Annotated in this window: 23 protein-coding genes and 1 tRNA gene; 3 read left to right on the top strand and 21 right to left on the bottom strand. The window is 62.7% G+C overall.

All coding sequences use genetic code 11. The features are described from left to right. Positions 1-49: 49 nt before the first annotated feature. From F455_RS22440 to F455_RS0109165, 3 genes are all read right to left on the bottom strand, one after another. Entirely contained in the window at positions 50-817 is a 768-nt protein-coding gene (locus F455_RS22440) for a site-specific integrase (RefSeq protein WP_083918850.1), read from the bottom strand. 203 nt (positions 818-1020) lie between these two features. Next, positions 1021-1284 (bottom strand): hypothetical protein, encoded by a 264-nt coding sequence (locus F455_RS22920; protein WP_157578565.1) that lies wholly within the window; start codon positions 1282-1284, stop codon positions 1021-1023. 256 nt (positions 1285-1540) lie between these two features. Continuing rightward, on the bottom strand, positions 1541-3619 hold the full coding sequence (locus F455_RS0109165; protein ID WP_157578563.1) for a hypothetical protein: 2079 nt from the start codon (positions 3617-3619) through the stop codon (positions 1541-1543). A 61-nt stretch (positions 3620-3680) separates the two neighbouring features. Here F455_RS0109165 and F455_RS0109160 point away from each other — a divergent pair, with 61 nt between their 5' ends. Next, the gene (locus F455_RS0109160; RefSeq protein ID WP_018972988.1) at positions 3681-4625 is read left to right on the top strand and encodes a S1 family peptidase; all 945 of its coding nucleotides are present in this window, start codon (positions 3681-3683) and stop codon (positions 4623-4625) included. A 253-nt stretch (positions 4626-4878) separates the two neighbouring features. Here the strand turns inward: F455_RS0109160 and F455_RS0109155 are convergent. From F455_RS0109155 to F455_RS0109070, 18 genes are all read right to left on the bottom strand, one after another. Then, positions 4879-4954: transfer RNA gene (locus tag F455_RS0109155), tRNA-Lys, on the bottom strand. Positions 4955-5068: 114 nt separating this feature from the next. Then, on the bottom strand, positions 5069-5758 hold the full coding sequence (gene queC, locus F455_RS0109150) for a 7-cyano-7-deazaguanine synthase QueC (RefSeq protein WP_018972987.1): 690 nt from the start codon (positions 5756-5758) through the stop codon (positions 5069-5071). 234 nt (positions 5759-5992) lie between these two features. Next, the gene (queE, locus tag F455_RS0109145) at positions 5993-6667 is read right to left on the bottom strand and encodes a 7-carboxy-7-deazaguanine synthase QueE (protein WP_245539956.1); all 675 of its coding nucleotides are present in this window, start codon (positions 6665-6667) and stop codon (positions 5993-5995) included. 45 nt (positions 6668-6712) lie between these two features. Next, positions 6713-7561 (bottom strand): tol-pal system protein YbgF, encoded by an 849-nt coding sequence (gene ybgF / locus F455_RS0109140; RefSeq protein ID WP_020684069.1) that lies wholly within the window; start codon positions 7559-7561, stop codon positions 6713-6715. A 72-nt stretch (positions 7562-7633) separates the two neighbouring features. Beyond that, positions 7634-8149, bottom strand: a complete 516-nt coding sequence (pal, locus tag F455_RS0109135; protein WP_018972984.1) for a peptidoglycan-associated lipoprotein Pal — start codon at positions 8147-8149, stop codon at positions 7634-7636. 207 nt (positions 8150-8356) lie between these two features. After that, positions 8357-9673, bottom strand: a complete 1317-nt coding sequence (gene tolB / locus F455_RS0109130) for a Tol-Pal system beta propeller repeat protein TolB (RefSeq protein WP_425413739.1) — start codon at positions 9671-9673, stop codon at positions 8357-8359. Next, entirely contained in the window at positions 9670-10596 is a 927-nt protein-coding gene (gene tolA, locus F455_RS20335; protein WP_018972982.1) for a cell envelope integrity protein TolA, read from the bottom strand. Before tolA ends, tolB begins: the two co-directional genes overlap by 4 nt. A 25-nt stretch (positions 10597-10621) precedes the next feature. Further along, complete coding sequence (gene tolR, locus F455_RS0109120) at positions 10622-11047, bottom strand: protein TolR (RefSeq protein WP_018972981.1); 426 nt, start codon at positions 11045-11047, stop codon at positions 10622-10624. A gap of 33 nt (positions 11048-11080) precedes the next feature. Beyond that, positions 11081-11773 carry a protein TolQ gene (gene tolQ, locus F455_RS0109115; RefSeq protein ID WP_018972980.1) on the bottom strand — a complete coding sequence of 231 codons (693 nt, stop codon included), beginning with the start codon at positions 11771-11773 and terminating at the stop codon, positions 11081-11083. 14 nt (positions 11774-11787) lie between these two features. Next, positions 11788-12207: a tol-pal system-associated acyl-CoA thioesterase gene (ybgC, locus tag F455_RS0109110; protein WP_018972979.1), complete on the bottom strand. Its 420-nt coding sequence runs from the start codon at positions 12205-12207 to the stop codon at positions 11788-11790. Further along, positions 12204-13259 carry a Holliday junction branch migration DNA helicase RuvB gene (gene ruvB, locus F455_RS0109105; RefSeq protein WP_018972978.1) on the bottom strand — a complete coding sequence of 352 codons (1056 nt, stop codon included), beginning with the start codon at positions 13257-13259 and terminating at the stop codon, positions 12204-12206. Before ruvB ends, ybgC begins: the two co-directional genes overlap by 4 nt. A gap of 43 nt (positions 13260-13302) precedes the next feature. Beyond that, positions 13303-15201: a potassium transporter Kup gene (locus F455_RS0109100; protein WP_018972977.1), complete on the bottom strand. Its 1899-nt coding sequence runs from the start codon at positions 15199-15201 to the stop codon at positions 13303-13305. 20 nt (positions 15202-15221) lie between these two features. After that, complete coding sequence (gene ruvA / locus F455_RS0109095; protein WP_018972976.1) at positions 15222-15809, bottom strand: Holliday junction branch migration protein RuvA; 588 nt, start codon at positions 15807-15809, stop codon at positions 15222-15224. Then, positions 15806-16381, bottom strand: a complete 576-nt coding sequence (ruvC, locus tag F455_RS20330) for a crossover junction endodeoxyribonuclease RuvC (RefSeq protein ID WP_018972975.1) — start codon at positions 16379-16381, stop codon at positions 15806-15808. The genes ruvA and ruvC overlap by 4 nt, the downstream gene beginning before the upstream one ends. Position 16382: 1 nt before the next feature. Next, positions 16383-17030: an esterase/lipase family protein gene (locus F455_RS0109085; protein WP_018972974.1), complete on the bottom strand. Its 648-nt coding sequence runs from the start codon at positions 17028-17030 to the stop codon at positions 16383-16385. Positions 17031-17065: 35 nt separating this feature from the next. Beyond that, positions 17066-18838, bottom strand: a complete 1773-nt coding sequence (aspS, locus tag F455_RS0109080) for an aspartate--tRNA ligase (RefSeq protein ID WP_018972973.1) — start codon at positions 18836-18838, stop codon at positions 17066-17068. A gap of 146 nt (positions 18839-18984) precedes the next feature. After that, a complete protein-coding gene (locus F455_RS0109075) occupies positions 18985-19536 on the bottom strand; it encodes a DUF3011 domain-containing protein (RefSeq protein WP_018972972.1) in 552 nt (183 codons plus the stop codon). A 138-nt stretch (positions 19537-19674) separates the two neighbouring features. Then, positions 19675-20001 carry an FmdB family zinc ribbon protein gene (locus F455_RS0109070; RefSeq protein WP_018972971.1) on the bottom strand — a complete coding sequence of 109 codons (327 nt, stop codon included), beginning with the start codon at positions 19999-20001 and terminating at the stop codon, positions 19675-19677. Positions 20002-20226: 225 nt separating this feature from the next. Between F455_RS0109070 and F455_RS0109065 the strand changes: the two genes are divergently transcribed. Together F455_RS0109065 and F455_RS20325 are read left to right on the top strand one after the other, a co-directional pair. Then, entirely contained in the window at positions 20227-22611 is a 2385-nt protein-coding gene (locus tag F455_RS0109065; RefSeq protein WP_026293221.1) for a TonB-dependent receptor plug domain-containing protein, read from the top strand. Between the two features lie 132 nt (positions 22612-22743). Beyond that, positions 22744-24516: a tetratricopeptide repeat-containing sulfotransferase family protein gene (locus F455_RS20325; RefSeq protein WP_018972969.1), complete on the top strand. Its 1773-nt coding sequence runs from the start codon at positions 22744-22746 to the stop codon at positions 24514-24516.

Here is a 24516-nt window from a genome sequence, read left to right as displayed (position 1 = left end):
GAGCAACGAGTCGTTGATTCGCGAGCTCCGGAAGGCGAATCGACTCGTCTCAACATGCCCTCTGATGCACGCGTTGCCTCGTTCGAAATTGCTTGGGAAATGGTGAAGCACTTGCAGAAGGGATGGATTCGAGACGATTTCGACGATCGCAGTGGTCGTCGGCGTCGCTAAGCATCGTCAAATGCTCGTTCCCCACTCGCACATATTCCATCAGTGCTTTCACATCCCAGCCGTCACTCTCGGCCCAGCTGGAGAATCCCCTACGCAGAGAACGCCCGGTGAAATCGTTCGGAGCTCGCAATCCAGCGCGGGTAAGAATGCGCCGCAACGAGCGGAAAACATTTGACGGACCCCAAGCCGCTTCCGAAACAACGTTTCGATAGTTCACCGCACGGTACAGCGGTCCTTGCGTCAACCTCGCCGCGTTCTTCCATGCAAGAGTCGATGCAATCGGACACCAAGGCGTCAGCGAAGGCAGCCAATGGACCGCCTCATCCAAGCCCCTTGCTTCGCGCGACGCCAGAAAGCAAGTCATGCCGGCGCCGGGCGCGATACTGATATGTTCCACCCGAAGTTGGATCAACTCCTGGGAGCGCAGCCCGCACCAGAACCCCAATAGAACGAAGGATCGGTCGCGCTTTGCGCGCACCACTGCGGCGCGATTCCCACGCACACGCGCCGTTGCCTCAAGGTTATCGAGCCAGTCGATGACTTTGGCGAGCTGAATCAATTGCCGCGGCGGCGTCGAATTGCCTTGCTGCAAGAGTGGGAACTTGCTAGGCAATTCGCCAGCGACGACGGTGCCAGAACCGGGCATGCGGCTAGTCCTATGTGCTTGAGAGGAGAAAAACGGATATCTCCGTCGAGTAGAAGGCACTCGACAGAGGGCGTGCACCCTTACTAGACGCAAAAGAGCGCAAACTCCCCCCGCTTAGATCGGCAAATCGCGATTAATGGCGCCGGCGCCGGCTTACTCGCTAGTGCCATTCTTCGGTGTGTATCTACGTCAACTGCGCGCCCTCACCCATCGAGAATCCAGCAGGCAATGACCATCAGGGGTGAAACAGTTTCCCTTTCCTGATTCGGCATACCCGCGCGAGCCGTCATTGCTCTTCGTTGTTCACGGCGAAGCTCCTTGCAACGCGCCGTGATTGAAGCCGCTTCCTCCTCTTCTGAAGACGACTCGCTGCCTTGTAGCGTCGCCCCGAACCCCGTCCAGAACGACGACCACAGCACGATGCCGAGGAATACCGCGAACCTCCGGCGAATGCGAAGATCGCTCATACCCAGCGCTCTTCCGCGAGGAGACTGAACCTCCGCGTCTGAGTGCGAATGCAATCCGGTGCTGTCTTGCGCATTGGTCTTACCTCCCCTGGCAACCGTCGTGTGGAGCTCCGCTCGTTATCCACATCGACGGAATCCAGCGTCTTCTTGCTTTCAAGACGCTGGAACTCGCCTCTGCAGAAACGACGATCGTTGCCGAGCCCACGAATAACGACGATCTTGAGCGTGCAACCCCTACCTCGTTCCGAAAAGCACCTCAACCAGGCAACTTGCCGGCACTTTTTTGTGTCTCGCGCAGCTTGCGCCAGTGCGTGTACTGGTCAGCCTTGGCGGGATCAGGATCCTCCTGGCCCTTCAGCCAGAAATTCCACCAATCCAGATGGGTGCCGAGAGAGCGCAAGCGGTGCAGGGGTCGCGTGGTCGAATGTGACGCAGTGGCGAAGTAGAGAATGTCATTCGGCTTGCCGAGCGAGGTCATGCGATCGGCCATACCGGCCAGCCAGACAAGCGAGGTCAAGCCATGCGCCTCGAGCAACTTTGGCGTGTGGATATGCTTCAGCTCGTCGTCGCTGAAGGCCCGCATGCCGTCGTTGTATTCGACGCCACCACCGTCGATCGCGGACGCCGCAGCAAAGTTGATCGAGGAATGGATCAACATGTAGTCGGTGTAGTAGCCCGCGCGGCTCCAACCCGACAGGCCCACGCGTTTGGGATCGATAAGCCCTTCCTTATCGAGCTCGGCAACCGCGCTCTCGAGGTACTCGCGCACGCGTTTGCCTTCTGCATCGGTTTCTACAACATCGCGTAGAATCGGTTCACGGGGATACAGCACCACGTACCCCTGGGCGGCGAGCATCTGGATTGCGTGACCGCTCAACTGCCATGATGCGTCGAGCAGGTAGGGCTCGCCTACACGCCCCATGGTGTTGTCGTCGAGTAGCACGACGAGCGGATAGCGCGTACCGGACTTGTAGCCCACCGGCTTGATCAGGAAGCCTGCTGCATCCTTCTGGCTCGTGCTCGGCCAATGCCACAGTTCCACGGAACCGTATTTGCGTTGGTGCAGCTGCGGATTGAAATTGCTGAGGTCCTCGACTTTCCCCGAGTTCAATTCGTACGTTGCAAGCTCCGGCGGACTCAAACTCGCGTCGCGCACACCAACCAGCTTCTGCCCATTCGTGGCCACCGGCCAGTCTTTGTTGAAACCCTTGGCCGCGCCCGTCTCCACGAATTTCCCCCACCCACTCGAAGTACGCGGCACATTGCCGAACTTGCCATCCTTGCCGCTGAGTATCAGCGACTTGCCATCTGCGGCCCACGCGATCGGGTGCCAGTCCTTAGGCAATCCCAGTGGCGTCGCCTTGCGCGTAGCGATGTCGACTTCCACCCATTTCGGTGGATCGGCCGGTGCATCGGGCAACAAGGTGTAGATAAGCACCGATTTGCCGTCGGGGCCCCACAACGCATCTCCACCTTCGTATCGTTCGGAGACCGGGTGCGGTGCGTCGATCAATACCTCTACCTTCCCCGTATTGGGGTTCACCAGTCCGTACGGAGCCGCGAGACGACGTATGAATGCATTTTTGTTAAGTGGTTGGTTGTAGTACGCGTAACGCTCCGGATGCATCGGATGATTCGTCAGTGCATACGGAAACATGACGAGGGATTTGTCCTTGGGATTTTCAGCAAGCGTCGACGAACCGCGCAGCATCGCTTCGTCCTCCCAGGACTCGGTGCCGCCGGATGTGGCGACTTTTCGATCGCTAAGGTCAACCGCCTCTGCCGGCTTGCTCTGCCGCGAGTCGAAGAACAGCTTCGGCCCGTCTGCAGTGTTCAAAAAATATTGTCGTATCTGATGCCCTTCCGTCTGCCACAGCAACGGCATGGGCGAGAAGGAGCCGAACTGCAAGGGAAAAAGCTTGCTGTCCCAGAGGAAAACGCCGTCACCTTCCAGTCGCGACTTTCTTTGATTCTTCTCGGGGACGGCGACTGCGGCGAATGCGCGCAGACTCCCGTCAGGATCGACCACGAATGAGCGAACAAGTGACGGGTGATGCGTGAGTTGGTTTACCTTCTTGCTGACCGTATCGACCGTGTAAACCTGCGTTTCATCGCCGTCTCGTCCTAAATAGGCAAGCGTGCGGTTGTCCGCAAGAAACACCACTTTGCCGAAGGGCGATGCGATTTGATCGTCGGGATCGCCGGTAAAATCCTTCGAAAGAATTTCGTTGGGAATGTGGTTGGTGGATGAATCGATGTCGAAGAACAACTTTAGATGGAATTCATAGATCGCCTCTTCCATTGGTTTTGTTGAGTCCCTGGGCAGGGCGAACAAGGCGTAGACTGCGAGGACGCAGCTCGAAACCGCTAGCACCCTCGTAGCGACGTGAAGACTAATGAACGAACAGGCCAAGAAGCAGGTAGTTGGGCGAGTAGTCAATGACCCAGCCGCGAATCCCAAGGAGGGCGACACGCTCGGATTTCAGCCGATCAGCGTAACTCTGTTGCCTAAGAACGCAACAGTCGTCATGGAGAACATTGACGCCTTCGATGGTGCGGTTCTGTCGTTCCACTTCGCAGATGCCGACGAACACAACGTCGAAGGCTCAGCTATCATCGTTGCACCCGGAATTGCTCTGACAGCAAAACACGTGATCAAGTCGCACCTTGATCGACTGATGAAGGGCGAGAGGCACGCCATGTGCATTGGCATCGCAAAAAGCGGAATGAACGTCTGGACCGTCAAGAAGATGACGATCTTGACGGACGTGGATATTGTGATCCTTGGACTTGAGTTGAACTCTGCGATGCCGCCGGAACGGACTTTTCGACAGGCAATCGTCTCGACCCGACTACCAAAGATTGGCGATCGTCTGCAGATCGTTGGGTTCAGGGCGAACTCAGCGACACGGTCAATGAACAATGGTGAGCGTGGCTATGGCGTCGATGCGATGCTCCTGGTGTCCGCCGGCGTTGTGAAGGAGCGGTATCCACAAGGTCGCGACAAAGCGATGTTGCCGTGGCCCGTTCTTGAGGTCGACTGCCCCTCATGGGGAGGAATGAGCGGCGGACCCGTTTTCGACGAAGGTGGCCATCTCATTGGCCTGCTCTGCTCCTCGCTTGAACTGGAGGATGGTGATGGCGTGTCCTATGTCTCGCTGTTGTGGCAGGCGCTGACAGCGAAGTTTGAGGGGGGATGGCCAGCGCAGGCATTTGAAGGCAAACGCACTTTGTTGGAACTGGCACCGCAGATTTGTCCGATCGTGCGACCAGAAGCGATCTCATACACGTTGGACGAGCTCACCGGACGGGTCACGACACACTATACGCCGTGGGAATAGATCGCAACTGCGGATCTGAGCGCCTCACCTATGCTTTCGCGCCTCCGGGGAGACATCTCAAACACCTGCAACGAGCGTGGTCGCTACCGGACGCTCGTTGGTCGTACCGATGCGAACACAGAGACGCAGCCCTCTTGCAGAGGGAAAATGTGCTCCTTTTTCGTCTCCGGTGACCAACGGAAATGGAAAGGCCCGCGGCACGGCGGGCTTTTCTGGCTTTGAAGCGGCTAAATGCTCCGCGCGTCGGTCTCAATGGTGGGCCGTGCAGGAGTCGAACCTGCGACCAACGGATTAAAAGTCCGCTGCTCTACCGGCTGAGCTAACGGCCCATGAAGCGACACGCAAGAACGCCGCACGAATGCGGGCCGCGAAGTTTAGTGGCCATGTGGAAAATCATCAAGGAAAACTACTTCCGGAGGCACGCAGCAAGCCGTCGGAATGTCTCAGCGGTAGCGCGTACGGTCCGCTACACCCGCTTCGGCGAAGCCGAGCGCGCGCAGGCGACAGGCGTCGCAGTGACCGCAGGCACGGCCGTCGTCGTCGGCCTGGTAACACGATACAGTGGTGGCGAAATCGACGCCAAGTTCGTTGCCGCGGCGCACGATGTCGGCCTTGGAGAGGCGGATCAGCGGCGCGTGCACGCTGAGCTTCGCGCCCTCGACGCCGGCCTTGGTGGCAAGGTTGGCGAGACGCTCGAACGCCTCGATGAACTCGGGCCGGCAGTCGGGATAACCCGAGTAGTCGACCGCGTTGACGCCGCAGAAGATGTCCTGCGCGCCGAGCACTTCGGCCCAGCCGAGCGCGAGCGACAGCATGATCGTGTTGCGCGCCGGCACGTAAGTGACCGGGATGCCCCCGCCGCCCCCGCTTTGATCGGTATCCTGTGGCACGGCGATGTCATCGGTCAACGCGGAGCCGCCGATGCTGCGCAAGTCGACGCTCACGGTCTTGTGCGCGACCGCGTAGCGCGCGGCGACGCGCTGCGCGGCGGCCAGTTCCGAAGCATGGCGCTGGCCGTACTCGACGCTAAGCGCGTAGCAAGCAAAGCCCTGCGCACGCGCGATCGCGAGTGTGACGGCGGAATCCATGCCGCCCGAGAGGAGGACGACGGCGCGTTTGCTGGAGCTGGACATGTTTCGGTTTGCCATTGCGGGCATCCGTGCAGTCTGGGCCCCGGCATTCCCTGCCGGGGCAACGGTCATTGTTCAGGGAACCTCTAAAAACCGTAGCGAGCGAAGAGCCGATTCTAGATAAGATCGGGTGCGACGCCGGAGCGCAAGAACCGGACTGTACATATCAGTACATGAGGATTCCGAGCACCGCCCGCGCGCAAATTGTCGAGCGCAGTAGGTATTTAGAGATTCCCTTCAGTGTCCGGGAACATCACCCCAGAGGAGCTTATGCAATTGCACCTGCATGCGCACGGAACGGCCGTCGGCGATTATCCAGTCGGCGAGGTCGCGCGGTGCAAGCTTGCCGGCTACGGGCGAAAACAGCACTTCACAACGCGCGGTCAGATCGCGACGGTCGAGCACGTCGAGCGCCCAATCGTAGTCGGCGCGATCAGCGAGCACGAACTTGATCTGATCATGCGCGCCGAGCACATCGAGATTGCTCCACAGGTTGCGTGCGGATTCACCCGAACCCGGCGCCTTGACGTCGACGACACGGCTGACGCGCGCATCGACCTCGGAGACGTCGAGCGCACCCGAAGTTTCCAACGACACCTCGAAGCCCTCGTCGCAGAGGCGGCGCAATAGATCGAGACAGCGCTTTTGCGCGAGCGGCTCGCCGCCGGTGACGCAGACATGTCGCGTTTTATACTTTTTCACTTCCGCGATGATGTCGCCGATGTCGCGCCATTCGCCGCCGTGGAACGAATACTCGGTGTCGCACCAGACACAGCGCAGCGGGCAACCGGTCAGGCGCACGAACACCGTCGGCCAGCCGACCGCACGCGCCTCGCCCTGCAGCGAGTGGAAGATTTCGGTGATGCGCAGGCGCGCGGAGGAATCGGGCATTTTTTTGAAAAGTACAGCCATGGATGGCTGCTTTTTGACTTTCGCGATCAAGGACGATCGCAAAAATTATCTTCGTTCCATCTTGAGCGCGCGCAGGCGACCTTGGGCAAGGTTCGCTTCCTGCGTACCGGGATACTTGGCGACGACCTGATTGAGCGTCGTCTCAGCCTGGTCCCACTGCTTGAGTTCGTACTGGCAATAACCGACCTTGAGCAGCGCGGCGGACGCCTTCTGGCTGTTCGGGTACTGCGCGAGCAGCTTGTTGAACGCGTCAAGCGAGATTGGATAATTCTGGGTCACGTAGTACGACTCGCCGAGCCAGTAGTAGGCGTTCGGCGCGAGATCACCATTCGGATACTGGGCGAGAAAGCCCTGGAACATCTTCGCCGATTCGGCGTAGCGGCCATCCTTGAGCGCAGCGAAGGCCTGGTCATACGCGGCCTTCTCGTCGGCCGGATTGACCGAGGGCGCGGACGGAGCTTGCTGTGCCGCAGGCGGCGGCGCGGTGTTGTTGTTCGACGCGGTCGTGGCACCGCCGCCGAGCTGCACGTCCGGCGGAGCTACATTCGTGTTCGCGGTCGTTCCTGGCGCGACTGTGCCGGAGCCGCTACCGGCCGGCTTGCCCTCGAGTTTGCTCAGGCGCGAATCGGCATCGATGGCCTGGTCACGGACCTGTTGCTTGAGCTGCTCGAGCTGATGCTTGAGCTCTTCGTTCTGGCCCTGCAGCTGCTGCATCTGCGACTGCAGCGCATTGATCTGGTTGACCAGCTCGACACTGCCCTGGCCGCCGCCCTGCTGCTGCTCGAGCCGGGCGACGCGCTCGGCGAGACTTTCGCGCTGGGCATGCGCAGGAGCGGCGAATGCCGCGATGGCCACAAGAGCCGCACAGAGGAAACGGGTCGACATGTTGGACATGGTTTCGTCCGATCAAAAAAGAAAAAGGCGCGCCGGTGCTTCGACCTGCGCGCCTCGAGACTGGTTCCGCGATTACTGCTTCGAGGTGTAGACGATCTCGACGCGACGGTTCTTCTGCCAGCATTCTTCGTTGTGCTCGCGGCAGACCGGCTTCTCTTCGCCGTAGCTGACGACGTTGAGCTGGCTGGTCGACGCACCGGCAGCGGCCACCGCGCTCGACACGGAGTTGCCGCGACGCTCGCCGAGACCCTGGTTGTAATCACGCGTGCCGCGCTCGTCGGCGTTGCCTTCCAGCGTGACCTTCGCGCCCGGGAACTGGCGCAGGTAAGCGGCGTGGCAGGCGATCTGCGCCTGGAATTCCGAATGGATCTCGGTCTTGTCCAGATCGAAGTAGATCACGCGCTGACGCAGGCAGGAATCTTTGTCGAGGGCTTCCGGTCCGCTGTACGGGCCGGACTGGGCCGGGGCGGTCGTGACACCACCATTGTCGACCGGCGGCGGGGGCGGCTTGACGGCTTTCTTGCCCGAGCAAGCGGCGAGAGCCGCGGTCGCAGCAACGGTGGTCAGGAGAACGCGCAAGTTTTTCATTGTCATTGCCTCAGTGGTTGGCTTTTAGGGAGTAGTTCGGTATCTCAACATCCAGGTCGAGGAATTTATTATCGATTGCAAAACCAGGCATCCTGCCTCGGTTTGCAAACAAACGGTCGCGGCACAGCCGCGCCACGTTTGTCGAACCGATCGCTTTCGCGCTCGGTTCGTCGGCACATCCTGTGCCGATGCGGTTTTGCAACCCGCTTATTGTCCACGCTGACGGTAAGGTCCCCACGCCGGCGTGCGTACATCCCCGTCGGCCAGAACCAGCCGTTGGCGAACGCGACCGTCCGCCGACACAGCGTAGAGTACGTCGCGCGATCCCTCGGTCGCGGCGTACAGAAGCATGCTCGCGTTCGGCGCGAAACTCGGCGATTCGTCGAAATTCCCCGTCGAAATCGGCGTGTTGCTGCCCGAAGCGCGATCCAAAACAGCGATATGATACATGTTTTTATTGCCCTGCGACATGGCGATTTTCTTGCCATCCCAGCTGATCGTGGCCTTGGCATTCTGGTCGCCGGTGAAGGTCACTCGCGACTCGCCACCACCGCCTGCGGCGACCTGGTAGATCTGCGGCTTGCCGCCGCGATCGGAGGTGAAATAGATCGTCGCACCGTCCGGCGCCCACACCGGCTCGGTGTCGATCGCGTAGTTGCGCGTGATCTGGGTCAATGCGCGACTGCCGAGATCCATGACGTAGATGTCCGGGTTGACGCCGTTCGACAGGCTCAGCGCGAGTCGGGATCCGTCGGGCGAGAACGCCGGCGCACCGTTGATGCCCTTGCGCGCGGAAACGACTTCGCGCGCGCCGGTGCCGATGTCCTGGATATAGATCGCCGAGGAGCCGCGCTCGAACGATTCGTAGGCGAGCTTGCGACCGTCCGGCGACCACGCCGGCGACAGCAACGGCTGGCGCGAGGTGACGACTTGCTGTGGGCCGTAACCGTCCGAATCGGCGACCATCAATGCATAAGAGGCATTATTGCCGGTGCCTTTCGCGGTGACGTAGGCGATGCGCGTGTCGAACGCGCCGCGTACGCCAGTGATCTTCTCGTAGACCGCATCGGCGACGCGATGGGCGACGCCGCGAATGTCGCTGCGCTGGCCCGCAATCGCCGAGCTGAGGAGGTTCTTCTGGTCACCGACCGTGTACAGCTCGAATTCGACCTTGACCTCACCCGCGCCCGAGTCGACGACGCGGCCGACGACGATGTAGTCCTGCTTGAGCAAGCGCCAGGTCGGGAACTTGATCTCGCTACCTCGCGCGGGAGATTCCACAATGTCGGCCTTCGGCAAAGCCCGGAACTGGCCGCAACGGTTGAGATCGTTGCCGACGATGTCGGAAACACTCGTGTCCCCCGGCGCGCCGGTCTGCGTAGCGAACGGCACGACCGCGACCGGAATCGCCGAAGCGTTGCCGTTGGGGATTTCGAGCGTCAGGCTTTGCGCGAACAACGGCGCCGCGCAGATCGCCAATGCGAGGGCGGCTAGCCGGGTGATAAATCGCGTATGCATGGTCAGGTTCCGTCGTACTTGAAGATGAAGGTGATTTTGCGCTGGAAGACGCTTTCGTAGCCCTTGTACGGCAACGGTTGCGCCTTGGTCACGGCCTGCTTGATCGAATTCTGCGTAATCATGTCGGCATTGCACGGCGAGCCGATCGTCGCATCGATCACCGCACCGCCGGGAATCTGCGTGATCGTGATCGTGCAACGCACCCCGCTCGGTGTCGTATCCGGGCGATTCCAATTATCAGTCACGACCTTGACGATTGCTGAACTGTATTCGGCGAGCAGGCTCGAATCGTTGCCGTTCATGCCGGTGCGCGCCTCGGCGGCCTCGGGCACGTCGGCGGCCGGCGCCTTCACCGGCTTGGGCGCGGATTGCTGTTTCTGCAGGTCGTCGAGCTGCTTCAATTTTTCTTTCGCGAGCTTGAGCTTCTTGTCGTTCGCCGCGCGCTCCTTGCGGACTTCTTCGAGCAGCTTTTGGTTTTGCAGTTGCTTCTCGCGCTGTTCGGCTTCCTTGCGTTCTTCCTCTTGCTGCAGCTCGATCTGCTTCTGCTTGACCTTTTCCTCTTCCGCCTTCTTCGCCTGCTCGGCCTTCTGCATCGCCATCTCGGCGATCTTTTCCTGGTCGCGGTTGTCGTTCTTCTGCACGGTCGGCGGCGGCGTCTTCTCCGGCTGTGGCGGAGGCGGCGGCGCGGGCTTCGGCGCGGGTGGCGGCGCGGTTTCTTCCTTCGGCGGCGCGGGCGGCGTCTTGCTCGGCGGTGTCGGCTTCGGTGCGCCGGGCTTGCCGACGATCGTGGCTTCGATCACCGGCCCCTGCAGCAGCGGCATCGCCTGCGGCGTCGCCCAGAACAGGCCGATGAACAGCAAGACGAACACACCCAGATGCACGAGCAGTGCATACAGGTAGGCGCGCACCTTGTCGCTTTGGCTTTCCATGGTTCGGTTGCGATGCGGCCTATCGCTACTTGGAATCCTGCAGCGGCTGACTCATCAGCCCGACCTTGGTCACACCGGCCGCCTGCAGTCCCGGAAGAATCTGATAGGCCTGCCCGTACGGCACGCGCGCGTCCGCACCGAACAGCACCGGAACATCCGGGTTCTGACGCACGATCGCGGCGACCTGCTTGACGATGTCGTCAGCCGACATCTCCTCGCGCGACGAGCCGCTCTTGGTCAGATAGAACTTTCCGTCTTTGTCGACGCCGATGAGAATGGGCTCCTTCGGCACGGACACGGCTTTCGCGGTCGACTGCGGCAGCTTGATGTCGACTCCGAGGTTGAGCAACGGCGCCGTCACCATGAAGATGATCAGCAGCACGAGCATCACGTCGATGTACGGAACGACGTTGATCTCGGCTTTGAGCTTGCGTTTCTTGCGCGTGCGCATGATGGCTTGAACGGGATTCGCTGCGGCGCGGGGTCAGGCGCCGTCGTCGGCGTGGACCTGGCGTTGCAGGATCGAGGAGAACTCCTCGACGAAGGTGTCGAAGCGCGTCGACAGACGCTCGATCTTGGTCTGGAAACGGTTGTAGGCCCAGACCGCGGGGATCGCGGCGATCAGGCCCATCGCGGTCGCGATCAGCGCCTCGGCGATGCCGGGCGCGACCGTGGCGATCGTCGCATCCTTCATATTGGCCAAACCGACGAAGGCGACCATGATGCCGGCGACCGTGCCGAGCAGGCCGACATAGGGGCTGATCGAGCCGACGTTGGCGAGAAACTCGACGTTCTGTTCGAGCCGATCGAGCTCGCGCGACTCGGCCACGCGCATGCCGCGTTGCGCGCCTTCGAGGATAGTGCGTGCGTCGAGGCGGCCGCGCTGGCGCAGGCGCGCGAATTCGCGGAAGCCCGCTTCGAAAATGCTTTCGATGCCGGTCGTCGTGCCGTTCGAGGTGACTTCGCGGAACAGACCGGCGAGGTCGGCACCCGACCAGAAGCGCTCCTCGAAATCGTCCGCGCCCGACATCGCCCGGTTGAGCATCGCCCGCTTGCGGAAGATGATCACCCAGGACATGAAGGAAAAGATCAGAAGCAGCAGCATCACGAGCTTGACGAAGATGCTCGCATTGAGCACGAGGTCGATGATGTTCAGACCACTGGGAGCGGCGGGCATGTCGATATTTTTCGTTATCGGAGGAACAGGGATTCGGGGATGCGTTGCGGCTTGAAACCGTCGGCGGCGACGCAGGCGACGCGCACTTGCGCCGTCACCAGCACGGCGCCGTCGATGCGGCGAAGTATACGTTGTGCAAAAGTCATCGAAGCTGAACGGCGCTCGACCGCATCGATGCGGGATTCGAGCTCATCGTCGAGTTTTGCCGGCGCGAGATATTCGATCGCCACCTCGCGCACGACGAAGACCACGCCAAGCTCGTCACGCACCTGCGACTGGTCGATGTCGAGGCTGCGTAGCCATTCCGTGCGCGCGCGTTCGAGAAAGCGCAGGTAGTTGGCGTAGTAGACGACGCCGCCGGCGTCGGTGTCTTCCCAGTAGATGCGCACAGGCCAGGAAAAGACCGGCACCGCCGCTGCGTCGTTCGCGCTCATTCGCCGGATTCGGCCTCGCTGCCGTCGAACAGGTCTTCGGGCTGCGGCAGACGCTTCGGCGCCTTCAATCCCAGATGCAGATACGCCTTGCGCGTGACCATGCGCCCGCGCGCGGTGCGCATCAGATAGCCCTGTTGGATCAGGAACGGTTCGAGCACGTCCTCGATCGTGCCGCGCTCCTCGCTGAGCGCGGCGGCGAGCGATTCGACCCCGACCGGACCGCCGTCGAAATGATCGATGATCGTGCCGAGCAGACGCCGGTCGAGCGCATCGAAACCGGCGTCGTCGACCTTGAGCATCTGCATCGCCGCGATCGCGACTTCGCGCGTGATGTGCCCGTCGGCCCTTACCTCGGCGAAATCGCGCACGCGTCGCAGCAGGCGGTTGGCGATGCGCGGCGTTCCACGCGAGCGGTTCGCGATTTCCACCGCGCCATCGTCGGCGCAGGCGATGGCGAGGATCTTGGCCGAGCGGCGCACGATCGCGGCGAGCTCGTCCGGGGTGTAGAACTCGAGGCGCTGGACGATACCGAAACGGTCGCGCAGCGGATTGGTCAGCATGCCCGCGCGCGTGGTCGCACCGATCAGGGTGAACGGCGGCAGGTCGAGCTTGATCGAGCGCGCGGCCGGGCCCTCGCCGATCATGATGTCGATCTGGTTGTCCTCCATCGCCGGGTAGAGGATTTCCTCGACCACCGGCGACAGACGATGGATTTCGTCGACGAACAGCACGTCGCGCGACTGCAGGTTGGTGAGCAGCGCGGCGAGATCGCCGGCGCGTTCGATCACCGGCCCCGAGGTCGAGCGCAGGTTGACACCGAGTTCGTTCGCGATCACATGCGAGAGCGTGGTCTTGCCCAGACCGGGCGGCCCGAAGATCAGCACGTGATCGAGCGCCTCGCCACGCCGTTTCGCCGCCTCGATGTAGATGCCGAGTTGCTCGCGCACCGCCTGCTGGCCGAGGTATTCGGACAGTTTCTGCGGTCGGATCGACGCTTCGAGCAGCTCGTCCTCGCGCGTGGATGTCGAGGAAATCAGGCGGGAATCGTTCATGCGGCAATTATGGCAGGAACGCTTGTGCGCCAGTGGGCCGGGCTCAAATCTCTACCTGTGTACCCAGCTCGATCATGCGATTGCCGGGGATGCGGAAGAACGCCGTCGCCGGGCTCGCATTGCGGGTGAGGAAGGCGAACAGCTTGTCGCGCCACATCGGCATGCCTCGCGCGCCGGCTGATGCAATCACGTTTTCCCGGCTCAAGAAGAACGTCGTGTCCATCATGTCGAAGCCGAGGCCCTTGGCTTCGCAGTTCTGCATCGACATCGGGATGTCCGGATCTTCGGCGAAACCGTAGCGCAGCACGACGCGATAAAACTCATGACCGAGCGCGGTGATCTCGGTGCGCTCGCCGTATTCGGCCACGGGCGTGTCGAGCGTCTCCACCGTCATCAGAATATTGCGCTCGTGCAGCACCTTGTTGTGCTTCAGGTTGTGCAGCATCGCGTTCGGCACGGAGTTGACGTTCGCGGTGAGAAACACGGCCGTGCCGGGCACGCGTAGCGGCGGGTGCGCGGTCACGCTTTCGATAAAGGGCTCAAGCGCGAGGCCGCCCTGGCGCAACTCGCGCAGCACCAGCTCGCGCCCCTTGCGCCAAGTGCTCATGATCAGGAACGAGCACAGGCCGAGCACGAGCGGGAACCAGCCGCCGTGCTCGATCTTGATCGCGTTGGCGCTGAAGAAGGCGACGTCGATGATGAGGAAAATCACACCGGCGAAGACGACCAGCACTCGGTTCCATCCCCACAGGCGCCGCGCGACGACTAGCGCGAGGCAGGTCGTGATCGCCATCGTGCCGGTCACGGCGATGCCGTAGGCCGCAGCGAGATTTTCCGACGAGCGGAATCCGACCACGGCGCCGAGGATAAGGAGCATGAGGATGCTGTTGACCCAGGGCAGGAAGATCTGGCCCTGGGTTTCCTTCGAGGTGTGCTTGATCGCCATGCGCGGCGCGAAGCCGAGCTGGATCGCCTCGCGCGTCATCGAGAAAGCGCCGGTGATCACCGCTTGCGATGCGATGATCGTCGCCACCGTCGCCAGCGCGATCATCGGATAGAGCAGCCCTTCGGGCACCATCAAAAAGAACGGATTGGATACCGCGGTCGGCTGGTGCATGAGCAGTGCGCCCTGGCCGAAATAGTTGATCACGAGCGCGGGCGAAACGTAGCCGAACCAGGCGATGCGGATCGGCCGCTTGCCGAAATGCCCCATGTCGGCATAGAGCGCCTCAGCACCGGTCAGGCAGAGCACGACACCGCCCAAGGCGAGGAACGCATGCGCGCCATTGTCGTGAAAGAACACGACCGCGTGCCAGGGATTGAGCGCGTACAGTACCTGCGGCTGTTGCACGACCTGAAACAGACCGAGCGCGGCGAGCGTGGCGAACCAGAGCATCATGATCGGGCCGAACATTGCGCCCATGGTCGCGGTGCCGCGCTTCTGCACGGCGAACAGTGCGATCACGATGACCAGCGTGATCGGCACGATGAAACGGTCGAGCGCCGGGGCGGCGACTTTGACGCCTTCGACGGCTGACAGGATCGACACCGCTGGCGTGATTACGCCATCGCCGTAGAACAGCGAGGCGCCGAACAGGCCGAGCACGACGATGACGCGGCGCAGACGCGCATTGCCGTGCGCGCCGCGCTGGGCCAGCGCCATCAGCGCCATGATGCCGCCCTCGCCCTTGTTGTCCGCGCGCATGATGAAGACGACATATTTGAGCGAGACGACGAGGATCAGCGACCAGAAGATCAACGAGAGCACGCCGAGCACGTTCTCGGGGCTGACCGGTATGCCCTGTTCGCCGAAGGTGACCTGCACCGCGTACAGCGGAGAGGTGCCGATGTCGCCGTAGACGACGCCGAGCGCGCCGAGCGCAAGCGCAGCGAGCGCTTTGCTGCGCGCGGAACCGGTGAGCGTCTGTGCGTTGGGTTGCATGCGGTTTCCTTGAAGCGCTTTCAGCGCAGCGCCGCCTTGAGCGCCTTGCGGATGATCGCCTCGGCATCGTCGCCGGTGGCGAAGGTTTCCTTGACCAGGCGTGCAGCTTCAACCGGCTTGTAGCCGAGCTGCTGCAGCGCGCTTGCGGCTTCGGCCTGCGGATCCTTCGGCGCGTTCGCCGCGCCCGTGGGCAGCGCCAGCGCCATGCCGTCGACGCGATCGCGCAGCTCGACGATGATGCGCTCGGCGGTCTTCTTACCGATGCCCGGAATACGCGTCAGAGATTGCACGTCGCCCGACTGGACCAGACGCGCAAATTCGTCGGTCGATACGCCCGAGAGCACGGCGAGCGCCGTCTTCGCGCCGATGCCCGACACTTTTTGGATCGTGCGGAACAACACGCGCTCGGCCTCGCGCAGGAAACCGTACAGCGACACTGTGTCTTCCTTGGCCGCGTAGTGCACGTAGAGCGCGACCTCGCGCCCGGTCTCGGGCAGGTCGAACACCGTCGACATCGGCGCCTCGACTTCGTAGCCGACGCCGCCGACGTCGATGACCAGCCACGGCGGTTGCTTCGAAGCGAGGATTCCGCGCAGGCGTCCGATCATCGGAAACTCCGCCACGACGATGTGGTGCCGCGTGTACGCGTTGCAAGGGTCACCCCGGCGCGCAGGCGCTGCGCGCTCGCACGCGCGTGCGCATGGGTGAGCGCGATCGCGAGCGCATCGGCCGCGTCGGCCTGCAATTTGCGGTCGATGTTCAAGAGCATGCTGACCATGTGCTGCACCTGGCGTTTCTCCGCGCCGCCACCACCGACCACCGACTGCTTGATTTCCTTGGCCGAATATTCGGCGACGCTCAGACCGTGCGCGACCACGGCGCAGATCGCCGCACCGCGTGCCTGGCCTAGCTTGAGCGCAGAGTCGGGATTGCGCGCCATGAACACGCGCTCGATCGCGACCTCATGCGGCCGGTGGGCGAGCACGATGTCGCGCAACTCGTCGAAAATCTGCTTGAGGCGCAGCGGGAAGTCGTCGTTGCCGAGCAGGTTCAGCGCGGTGTGAAACACGTGCGTCGTGCGTCCAGCCGCGTCGATGTCAACGATGCCCACACCGGTGCGCTGCGAGCCGGGGTCGATGCCGAGGATGCGAATTGTCGAGCCCGCGCTCATGGCCGCCATTTTACGCTGCCGCAGCGTGATGAAAGCGTTTGTTGCGCAAAAACGCGACAGTCTGTGCCGCAGCCTCATCTGAGAACAGCAGGCCTGTGTGCGTGGCCGGCACGACGATGTGATCGGTCAAACCCGGCAATTGCGTCTCCTCGACACTGACCGTGCCATCATGCGGCATCGGCAGCGCGCCGAAAACGAGGCCGAGGCCGAACGGCAGGCGCCCAGCGATCGCGCCGACCGGGCGCTTGCCGCTCCAGCGCTCGAAGCCTTCTAGCAGCACACTGAGGTTCTTGCCGATGAAGAACGACCCGCCCGGCAACTGCGCAACACTGCGCGCGATTGCGCTGCCGCGCAGCGGCGAACCGATGCAGACCACGCAGCCGGGCGCTAGATCGGGCAGTTTGCGCAGCGCGCGCAGCGCCATCAAGCCGCCGAGGCTGTGGCAGACGAAATGGATTCTGCCCGGAGGATCGTCCGTCACCTCGATCGAACGCACCAACTCGACCAGCTTGTCGATGCTCGCATCGTGCTCGCTGAGCACGCTGGCGTAGTCGAAAAAGTGTACTTTGTAGCCTTCGCGCTCGAGCCGGCGATGCAGCGCCGCCAGGGTGAATGCACGCATCCACAATCCGTGCACGAGGATGACGTGTTCGTCCATACGGCCCCTGCCCCGCTGCTCCACGTTTCCGTTGTTCAAGCCTTTACAGGTTTCACCGTGCGTACATGCAATTCCTGCAGCTGCGCTTCGGCTACGTTCGACGGTGCGCCGGTGAGCAGGTCCTGCGCGCTCGCGGTTTTCGGGAATGCGATGACGTCGCGGATCGATTCGGTACCAGCCATCAGCGCCGCGATGCGGTCGATGCCGAACGCGATGCCGCCGTGCGGCGGCGCGCCGTACTTGAGCGCTTCGAGCAGAAATCCGAACTTGGCTTCCGCTTCCTCGGCGCCGATGCCGAGCAATTCGAACACGGCCGACTGCATTTCCGGACGATGGATACGGATCGAACCGCCGCCGATCTCGTTGCCGTTGAGCACCATATCGTAGCCGCGCGACAGCGCCGTCGCGGCGTTCGCATTGAGATCGGCAATGTCGTCGATGTTCGGCGCAGTGAACGGATGATGCAGGGCGACGTAGCGCTTGGCTTCCGCGTCGTACTCGAACATCGGGAAATCGGTGACCCAGAGCGGCTTCCACGCGTTCTCGACGAAGCCGTTGTCCTTGCCGACCTTGAGACGCAGCGCGCCCATATAGTCGCTGACCGTCTTGTACGGGCCGGCGCCGAAGAAGATCACGTCGCCGTCCTGCGCAGCGACGGCCTTGAAGATGCCGTCGATCGCCTTGTCATCGAGGAACTTCGTGATCGGCGACGTCAGGCCGTCGCGGCCTTTCGCGATGTCGTCAACACGGATCCAGGCAAGGCCCTTCGCGCCGTAGCGCGTGACGTAGACGCCGAGCTCGTCGAGATACTTGCGCGGCTGTGCGGCACCGTCCGGCAGGCGCAGCGCGACGACGCGGCCACCGGCGTCGTTGGCCGGGCCCGCGAACACTTTGAAATCGACATGCTTGACCTGCTCCGCGATATCGACGAGCTGCAGCGGAATGCGCAGGTCGGGCTTGTCCGAGCCATACAGGCGCATCGCCTCGGCGTAGGTCATGCGCGGGAACGGCTTCGCCAATTCGACGCCGACGACCTCTTTGAACACCTCGCAGATCATCGCCTCGACCGTGTCCTGCACGTCGCGCTCTTCGACGAAGGCGAACTCCATGTCGAGCTGGGTGAATTCGGGCTGGCGGTCGGCGCGCAGGTCTTCGTCGCGGAAGCAGCGCGCGATCTGGTAGTAGCGGTCCATGCCGGCCATCATCAGCAGCTGCTTGAACAACTGCGGCGACTGCGGCAGGGCGAAGAATTCGGTCGGATGCACACGCGAAGGCACGAGGTAGTCGCGCGCGCCTTCGGGCGTGGCTTTGGTCAGGATCGGGGTTTCGATGTCCTGGAAACCGCGCGCATCGAGATAGCGGCGCAGCGCGGCGACGAGCTTGGTGCGCATGCGCAGCTTGCGCTGCATGTCGGGGCGGCGGATGTCGAGATAGCGGTAACGCAGGCGGGCGTCTTCGCCCGGTGTGTCGTCGAGCATGAACGGCAGGGGAGCCGCGGCGTTGAGCACCTCGACCTTGTCGGCAACGACTTCGATCCTTCCTGTTTTCAGGCGATCGTTGACCTGCGCCGCCGGACGCGCGCGTACCTTGCCGGTGATGCGCAGGCAGTATTCGTAGCGCACGTTCTCTGCCACGCCGAAGGCGTTCGCGTTTTCCGGTTCGATGACAACTTGGACGACGCCTTCGTGATCGCGCAGATCGATGAAGATCACTCCGCCGTGATCACGGCGCGTGTCCGCCCAGCCGCAAAGCGCGACTTCGGAACCAACAAGGGCCTCGTCGACGAGGCCGCAATAATGCGTGCGCATGCCCAAAACCTACTCCACCAGGAATCCCAAATTTCAAGTCTCGCGGAGACACCGCGCGAAACGAGCCCGGCATGCTACGAGGGTTTTTGCTGCACTGCAAACGAAAACACCCGCCAGCGGCGGGTGTTTTCGACGAAGCAGTCGCGCTACCAGCGCCGATCGACCGTGAACACGCCGCGACAACCCTGTGCGACCCAGACGCCACCACGGTTCCAGCCCCAGTTCTGGCCTTCCCGGCACGGAGTACTGGATTCCTGGCGCTCCAGGTACACGCGCCCGCGTGCGCCGACGTCGACCTGGCAGAAATTGTTGCGCCCGTCGTTGCTCTCACAACGGACCGAAAAACGCTGATCCCAGCCTGGACCGGGCTGCCACGGACCCGGACCCGGCCCCTGCCCCGGATAACCACCACCGGCGGCGACAAAGCGCGCCTGGCAGCCGCGATCGACCCAGATGAACCCGCCGCGGCGGTCAAAACCCCAGCTCTGTCCGCGACGACATTGCGTGTCGGACAACTGGCGCACGATCTGCGCGTCGCGCCACGGCACCGGGCAACGCTGATAGTTGTAGCCGCTGCTCTTGCACTCGATGGCCTCGCCCGGACCCGGGCCGTAGCCTCCGTACTGCGCATGCAACGAAGCGGCGGGCAGCAAACCGGCCGCGACGACGAGGATTGCAACGAAAATGCGGATCAACATGACGCTCTCCCTCTCTCTTGTTGAGTGAGGACGAGTGTACCCCATGCGACTCGAGCGGCAATGTGCGCAATGCCTCGTCGCGAACAGTGTTTAGTCTGCGGTCGGCAACCGATCAGCACACGTTCATTGCATACAGCACTACGCCGCCGAGTCGCCTTTCGCTGCCGGCGACTTCGCCGCCGCGGGAGCGGCGGCGGGCTTTGCCGCGTCGGACTTGGTCGCCGGCTCCGCAGCGGATTTAGGCGCTTCATCCTTGCCGGCGAGATTGCGCTTCTTGTCGCCGTCCTTTTTGAAATCGGTTTCGTACCAGCCGCTTCCGCTCAGACGGAACGCAGGTGCGGTAAGACGGCGCGAGACGCGCTCGGCACCACAATGCGGGCACGCGGTCGGATCGGGGTCGCTGAGCTTCTGCAGGCGGTCGAAACGGTTGCCGCAGGCAGCACATTCGAATTCGTAGATGGGCATCGGGTCTTCCGCAGGTTCGATGATGACGAGACTGCCAAGCCGGCTCGACTCGCGCAGCGGCGAAGTATCGGGTCGATTGGGCGTTTATCAAGAGGCCGCGGACTTGCCAAACAACCTTCGCTTAGAAGCAAAGGATATTTGACATTGCCGCAACGCAACATTAACTTTAACCCAATTGTAACAAATACTTGCGTCGAAATACCGCTAGCCAGAGAAGTAATGCCCATGAACAGAAGCCCTATTCCCGCCGCGCTTGCCGTGTTTGCTGTTGGTATCGTTACCAATGCGACCGCCCAGCAGGCTCTCGCAGAGGCGCCCAAGGAAACGAAGGCAATGGAGACGATCATCGTCACCGGCACCAAGGTACAGAACCGCACGGTGGCCGAATCGCTCTCGCCGATCGACATCATCACCCCCGAAGCGCTGCAGGCGACCGGCGCGGCCCAGCTCACTGCGGCGCTGTCGCGCGCGGTGCCATCGCTGAATTTCCCCAATCCGTCGCTGACCGACGGCACCGACGCGGTACGCCCGGTGCAGCTGCGCGGCCTCTCACCCGACCAGACCCTCGTCCTCGTCAACGGCAAGCGCTGGCACACTTCGGCGCTGGTCAACGTCAACGGCAGCCAGGGCCGCGGCTCGGCGCCGTTCGATCTGAACCAGATTCCGCTGAGTGCGGTCGAGCGCGTCGAAGTGCTGCGCGACGGCGCCTCCGCGCAGTACGGATCGGATGCGATCGCCGGCGTCGTCAATATCGTGCTCAAGAGCGGCAGCGAACACGGCAGCGCATCGCTGCAGACCGGTGAATACAGCGCCGGCGACGGCGCCCAGCTGCTTGCGGGCGGCGACGGCGGTTTCAAGCTCGGCGACAGCGGCTGGATCCACCTCGCCGCGCAATACAACAGCAACGACTGGTCGAATCGCGCGGGCCCCTACCTGGGAACCCCGAGCGCGAGTCAGCCGCCGCTCGGCGTCGTGGCGCAGCGCTATGGCGACCCGCAGATCGAGCAACCGGAATTTTCCTTCAACGGCCAGTACAAACTGTCCGATGCCGCCACGCTCTATGCCTTTGGCGGCGCCCGCAATCTGAATTCGACCTCGAACGGTTTCTTCCGCGCAGCCGGTGCGAGCAACAACATCCTTTCGATCTATCCGAACGGCTATCTGCCGCTGGAACTGGTGCACGCGCAGGACCGCCAAGGCGTCGCCGGCCTGCGTGGCACGGTCGCCGACGGCTGGCACTACGACCTCAGCGCCGATTACGGCTACAGCCGCATCGCGATCGACACCGCGCACAGCCTCAACACCAGCATCGGGCCGACGAGTCCGACCTACTTCTTCGACGGCATCCTGCAAAGCGAACAGGGCGCGTTGAACGCGGACTTGAGCAAGGACGTGACATTCGGCTTCCTGCCCAACGCCGTGACCGTGGCCTTTGGCGGCGAATACCGCCACGAGAATTACTCGGTCAGCGCGGGCGACCCGGCCTCGTACTTCGGCACCGGCGCGCAGGTGTATCCCGGCTTCACGCCGAACGACGCCGGCTCGCACAGCCGGCACAGCTACGCGGCGTATTTCGATCTCGAGACGAATTTCACCGACAAGCTCTCCGCCGGCCTCGCCGGCCGTTACGAGGACTACAGCGACTTCGGCAGCGCGCTGTCGGGCAAGCTTTCCGCGCGCTACCAGATCGTCGATGCCATCGCCGTGCGCGCGACCGCGTCGAATGGTTTCCGTGCGCCGTCGCTGGCCCAGGAGTATTTTTCCTCGACCGCGACCAACCTCGTGTCGACACCCAGCGGCAACCAGTTGCAGCAGGTGCGCACCTTCCCGGTTTCCGATCCGGCCGCGATCGCGCTCGGCGCCGAACCGCTCAAAGCCGAGAAGTCGCGCAATTACAGCGTAGGACTCGTGCTGCAGCCGACCGACGCGTTCTCGGCGACGATCGATGCGTATCAGATCACCGTCGATCATCGCATCGTGCTCTCCGGCAATTTGACCGGCACGGCGGTCAGCAACTATCTGCAGGCGAACGGTTATCCCGGCGTGCAGGGCGGCCGTTACTTCACCAACGCGGTGAACACGCGCACGCGCGGCGTCGACGCGGTCGCCAACTACAGGCTCGACCTCGATTCGGCCGGCACGCTCAACCTCAGCCTTGCGGCCAACCATAACAAGACCGACGTCCTCTATATCCAGCCGAACCCGGCGATACTGCAGCAGAACGGCCTCGTTCTCGCGCGCGTGACGCGCGACGAAGTCGGCCGCATCACCCTGGGCTCGCCGAAAGACAAATACGTGTTCGGCGCCGACTGGAGCTTCTGGAACCTGACCCTGCACGGCGACGTAACCCGCTACGGCGACGTCACCGTGCTCAACGCAAGCAACGCGGCGCTCGACCAGACCTACGGCGCGAAGTGGCTGCTCAATGTCTCGGGCACCTACCATCTCGACCGCTGGGATTTCACTCTGGGCGCGGACAACGTGACCAACGTCTATCCGGACGCAACGATCTACGCCAACTCGCAGAGCGGTCAGTTACCGTACTCGAACTACTCGCCGTTCGGCTTCAACGGCGCGTTCGTCTACGGCAAGGCGACGTTGCACTGGTAAAGCGACATCCGCCACAGACGGCAGTGGCGGATATGACGGACTTGTTGCAAACTCGCTCGCGGAGCGGCGAAACCCTCGCCGCTCCGCTCCGGTGGAGCGGAGCTTGCGCAATGTCCATCGTCCAGGCGCCGTATGCTCGACTGCGGTATCGACAGCAGCATCCGTTCCGATCTCGTTGCCCTGCGTGCAGCGGCACGACGCACGCCGACCGAACCGCAGATCTGGCGTCAGCTCGGCGACCGTCTGCTCGCAGCGGGTGACAGCGCCGCAGCCGCCAACGCCTATCTCGAACACGTCAGCCACAGCGTTCACGATCCGGCGCTGATGCAAGCCGCGGCGGCGCTCGCCGCCAATCACATCCCCGAAGCCGAGGCTCGCTTGCGTGCGCAATTGCGCGAGGCGCCCACCGACGTCGTTGCGATCCGCATGCTCGCCGAGCTCGCCGTGCGCGTCGACCGCATCGAGGACGCGGAGAACCTGCTCGCGCGCTGCCTCGAACTCGCACCCGGCTTCCGCGAGGCGCGACACAATCATGCAATCGTCCTGCATCGTGCGAACCGGCCGATCGAGGCCATCGCCGAACTCGAAGCGCTGCTGCGCGACGATCCGGCCAATCCGCAATACCGCAACCTCAAGGCCGCCGTGCTCTGCCGTATCGGCGAGTACGCCACCGCAATCGACATCTATGCCGAATTGTTGCGCGAGCATCCAGGGCAGGTGCATGCGTGGCTCAGTTACGGCCATGCGCTGAAAACCGAAGGCCACACTGAGCGCGCGATCGCCGCGTATCGAGAGTGCACCCGGCTCGATCGCGGCTTCGGCGAGGCCTACTGGAGCCTGGCCAATCTCAAGACGTTCCGCTTCGGCGACGAAGAAATTGCGGCGATGCGCTCAGCGCTCGCGAATACTTCGCTCGGCGACGAAAACAGGTTGCACCTAGACTTCGCGCTCGGCAAGGCGCTCGAAGACCGCGCCGACTACGCCACGTCGTTTGCCCACTATGCCGCCGGCAACGCGCTGCGCCTCAAGCTCGCGCCGTATCGCGCCGATGACACTTCGGCTCGGCTCGCGCGCGCGAAGCAGATGTACACCCCGGATTTTTTTGCCGCGCGTGCCGGGCAGGGATCGCCCTCGCCCGAGCCGATCTTCATCGTCGGCCTGCCGCGCGCGGGTTCCACTCTCATCGAGCAAATCCTGTCGAGCCACTCGCAGGTCGAAGGCACGATGGAATTGCCGGAGCTCACCTCGATCACGCGCGCGTTGCGCCGCGCTTCCACGAACCGCGAGCCGGGCGCATACCACGACGCACTCGCACGCATGAGCGGCGCCGAACTGCGCGCGCTCGGCGAGGAATATCTCGAACGCTCGGCCAAGCATCGCAAGCTCGGGCGGCCATTCTTCATCGACAAGATGCCGAACAATTTCGCCCACGTCGGTCTCATTCACTTGATTCTGCCGAACGCGAAGATCATCGACGCGCGCCGACATCCGCTCGCCTGCGGCTGGTCGTGCTTCCGCCAGCATTTCGCCCGCGGGCAGAATTTCGCCTACGACCTCGCCGATATCGGCCGCTACTACCGGGACTATGCCGAGCTGATGCGGCATTTCGATTCCGTGCTGCCCGGCCGCGTGCATCGCGTGATCTACGAGAACATGGTCGCCGATACCGAACGCGAAGTGCGCTCGCTCCTCGACTACTGCAGCCTGCCGTTCGAGGACGGCGTGCTGCGCTTCTTCGAAAACGAGCGGCCGGTGCGCACGGCGAGTTCCGAACAGGTGCGCCAGCCGATCTACAAGGCTGGCGTCGATCATTGGCAGCACTACGAGCCCTGGCTCGGTCCGTTGAAGGAGGCACTTGGCGACACGTTGACGGAGTTCGAACAAGCTGAAACAAGAAGTAGGTAA

This window comes from Rudaea cellulosilytica DSM 22992 (genome assembly GCF_000378125.1).
Lineage (GTDB): Bacteria > Pseudomonadota > Gammaproteobacteria > Xanthomonadales > Rhodanobacteraceae > Rudaea > Rudaea cellulosilytica.
Note: the sequence above shows the minus strand (reverse complement) of the source record. Positions and strands in the feature narration are given on the sequence as shown.

Bases quoted from the DNA above. Each gene is read 5' to 3' on its own strand.
- F455_RS22440 (WP_083918850.1), bottom strand. From the start codon at position 817: ATGCCCGGTTCTGGCACCGTCGTCGCTGGCGAATTGCCTAGCAAGTTC.
- F455_RS22920 (WP_157578565.1), bottom strand. From the start codon at position 1,284: ATGAGCGATCTTCGCATTCGCCGGAGGTTCGCGGTATTCCTCGGCATC.
- F455_RS0109160 (WP_018972988.1), top strand. From the start codon at position 3,681: ATGAACGAACAGGCCAAGAAGCAGGTAGTTGGGCGAGTAGTCAATGAC.
- queC (WP_018972987.1), bottom strand. From the start codon at position 5,758: ATGTCCAGCTCCAGCAAACGCGCCGTCGTCCTCCTCTCGGGCGGCATG.
- queE (WP_245539956.1), bottom strand. From the start codon at position 6,667: ATGGCTGTACTTTTCAAAAAAATGCCCGATTCCTCCGCGCGCCTGCGC.
- ybgF (WP_020684069.1), bottom strand. From the start codon at position 7,561: ATGTCCAACATGTCGACCCGTTTCCTCTGTGCGGCTCTTGTGGCCATC.
- pal (WP_018972984.1), bottom strand. From the start codon at position 8,149: ATGAAAAACTTGCGCGTTCTCCTGACCACCGTTGCTGCGACCGCGGCT.
- tolA (WP_018972982.1), bottom strand. From the start codon at position 10,596: ATGGAAAGCCAAAGCGACAAGGTGCGCGCCTACCTGTATGCACTGCTC.
- tolR (WP_018972981.1), bottom strand. From the start codon at position 11,047: ATGCGCACGCGCAAGAAACGCAAGCTCAAAGCCGAGATCAACGTCGTT.
- tolQ (WP_018972980.1), bottom strand. From the start codon at position 11,773: ATGCCCGCCGCTCCCAGTGGTCTGAACATCATCGACCTCGTGCTCAAT.
- ybgC (WP_018972979.1), bottom strand. From the start codon at position 12,207: ATGAGCGCGAACGACGCAGCGGCGGTGCCGGTCTTTTCCTGGCCTGTG.
- ruvB (WP_018972978.1), bottom strand. From the start codon at position 13,259: ATGAACGATTCCCGCCTGATTTCCTCGACATCCACGCGCGAGGACGAG.
- F455_RS0109100 (WP_018972977.1), bottom strand. From the start codon at position 15,201: ATGCAACCCAACGCACAGACGCTCACCGGTTCCGCGCGCAGCAAAGCG.
- ruvA (WP_018972976.1), bottom strand. From the start codon at position 15,809: ATGATCGGACGCCTGCGCGGAATCCTCGCTTCGAAGCAACCGCCGTGG.
- ruvC (WP_018972975.1), bottom strand. From the start codon at position 16,381: ATGGCGGCCATGAGCGCGGGCTCGACAATTCGCATCCTCGGCATCGAC.
- F455_RS0109085 (WP_018972974.1), bottom strand. From the start codon at position 17,030: ATGGACGAACACGTCATCCTCGTGCACGGATTGTGGATGCGTGCATTC.
- aspS (WP_018972973.1), bottom strand. From the start codon at position 18,838: ATGCGCACGCATTATTGCGGCCTCGTCGACGAGGCCCTTGTTGGTTCC.
- F455_RS0109075 (WP_018972972.1), bottom strand. From the start codon at position 19,536: ATGTTGATCCGCATTTTCGTTGCAATCCTCGTCGTCGCGGCCGGTTTG.
- F455_RS0109070 (WP_018972971.1), bottom strand. From the start codon at position 20,001: ATGCCCATCTACGAATTCGAATGTGCTGCCTGCGGCAACCGTTTCGAC.
- F455_RS0109065 (WP_026293221.1), top strand. From the start codon at position 20,227: ATGAACAGAAGCCCTATTCCCGCCGCGCTTGCCGTGTTTGCTGTTGGT.
- F455_RS20325 (WP_018972969.1), top strand. From the start codon at position 22,744: ATGCTCGACTGCGGTATCGACAGCAGCATCCGTTCCGATCTCGTTGCC.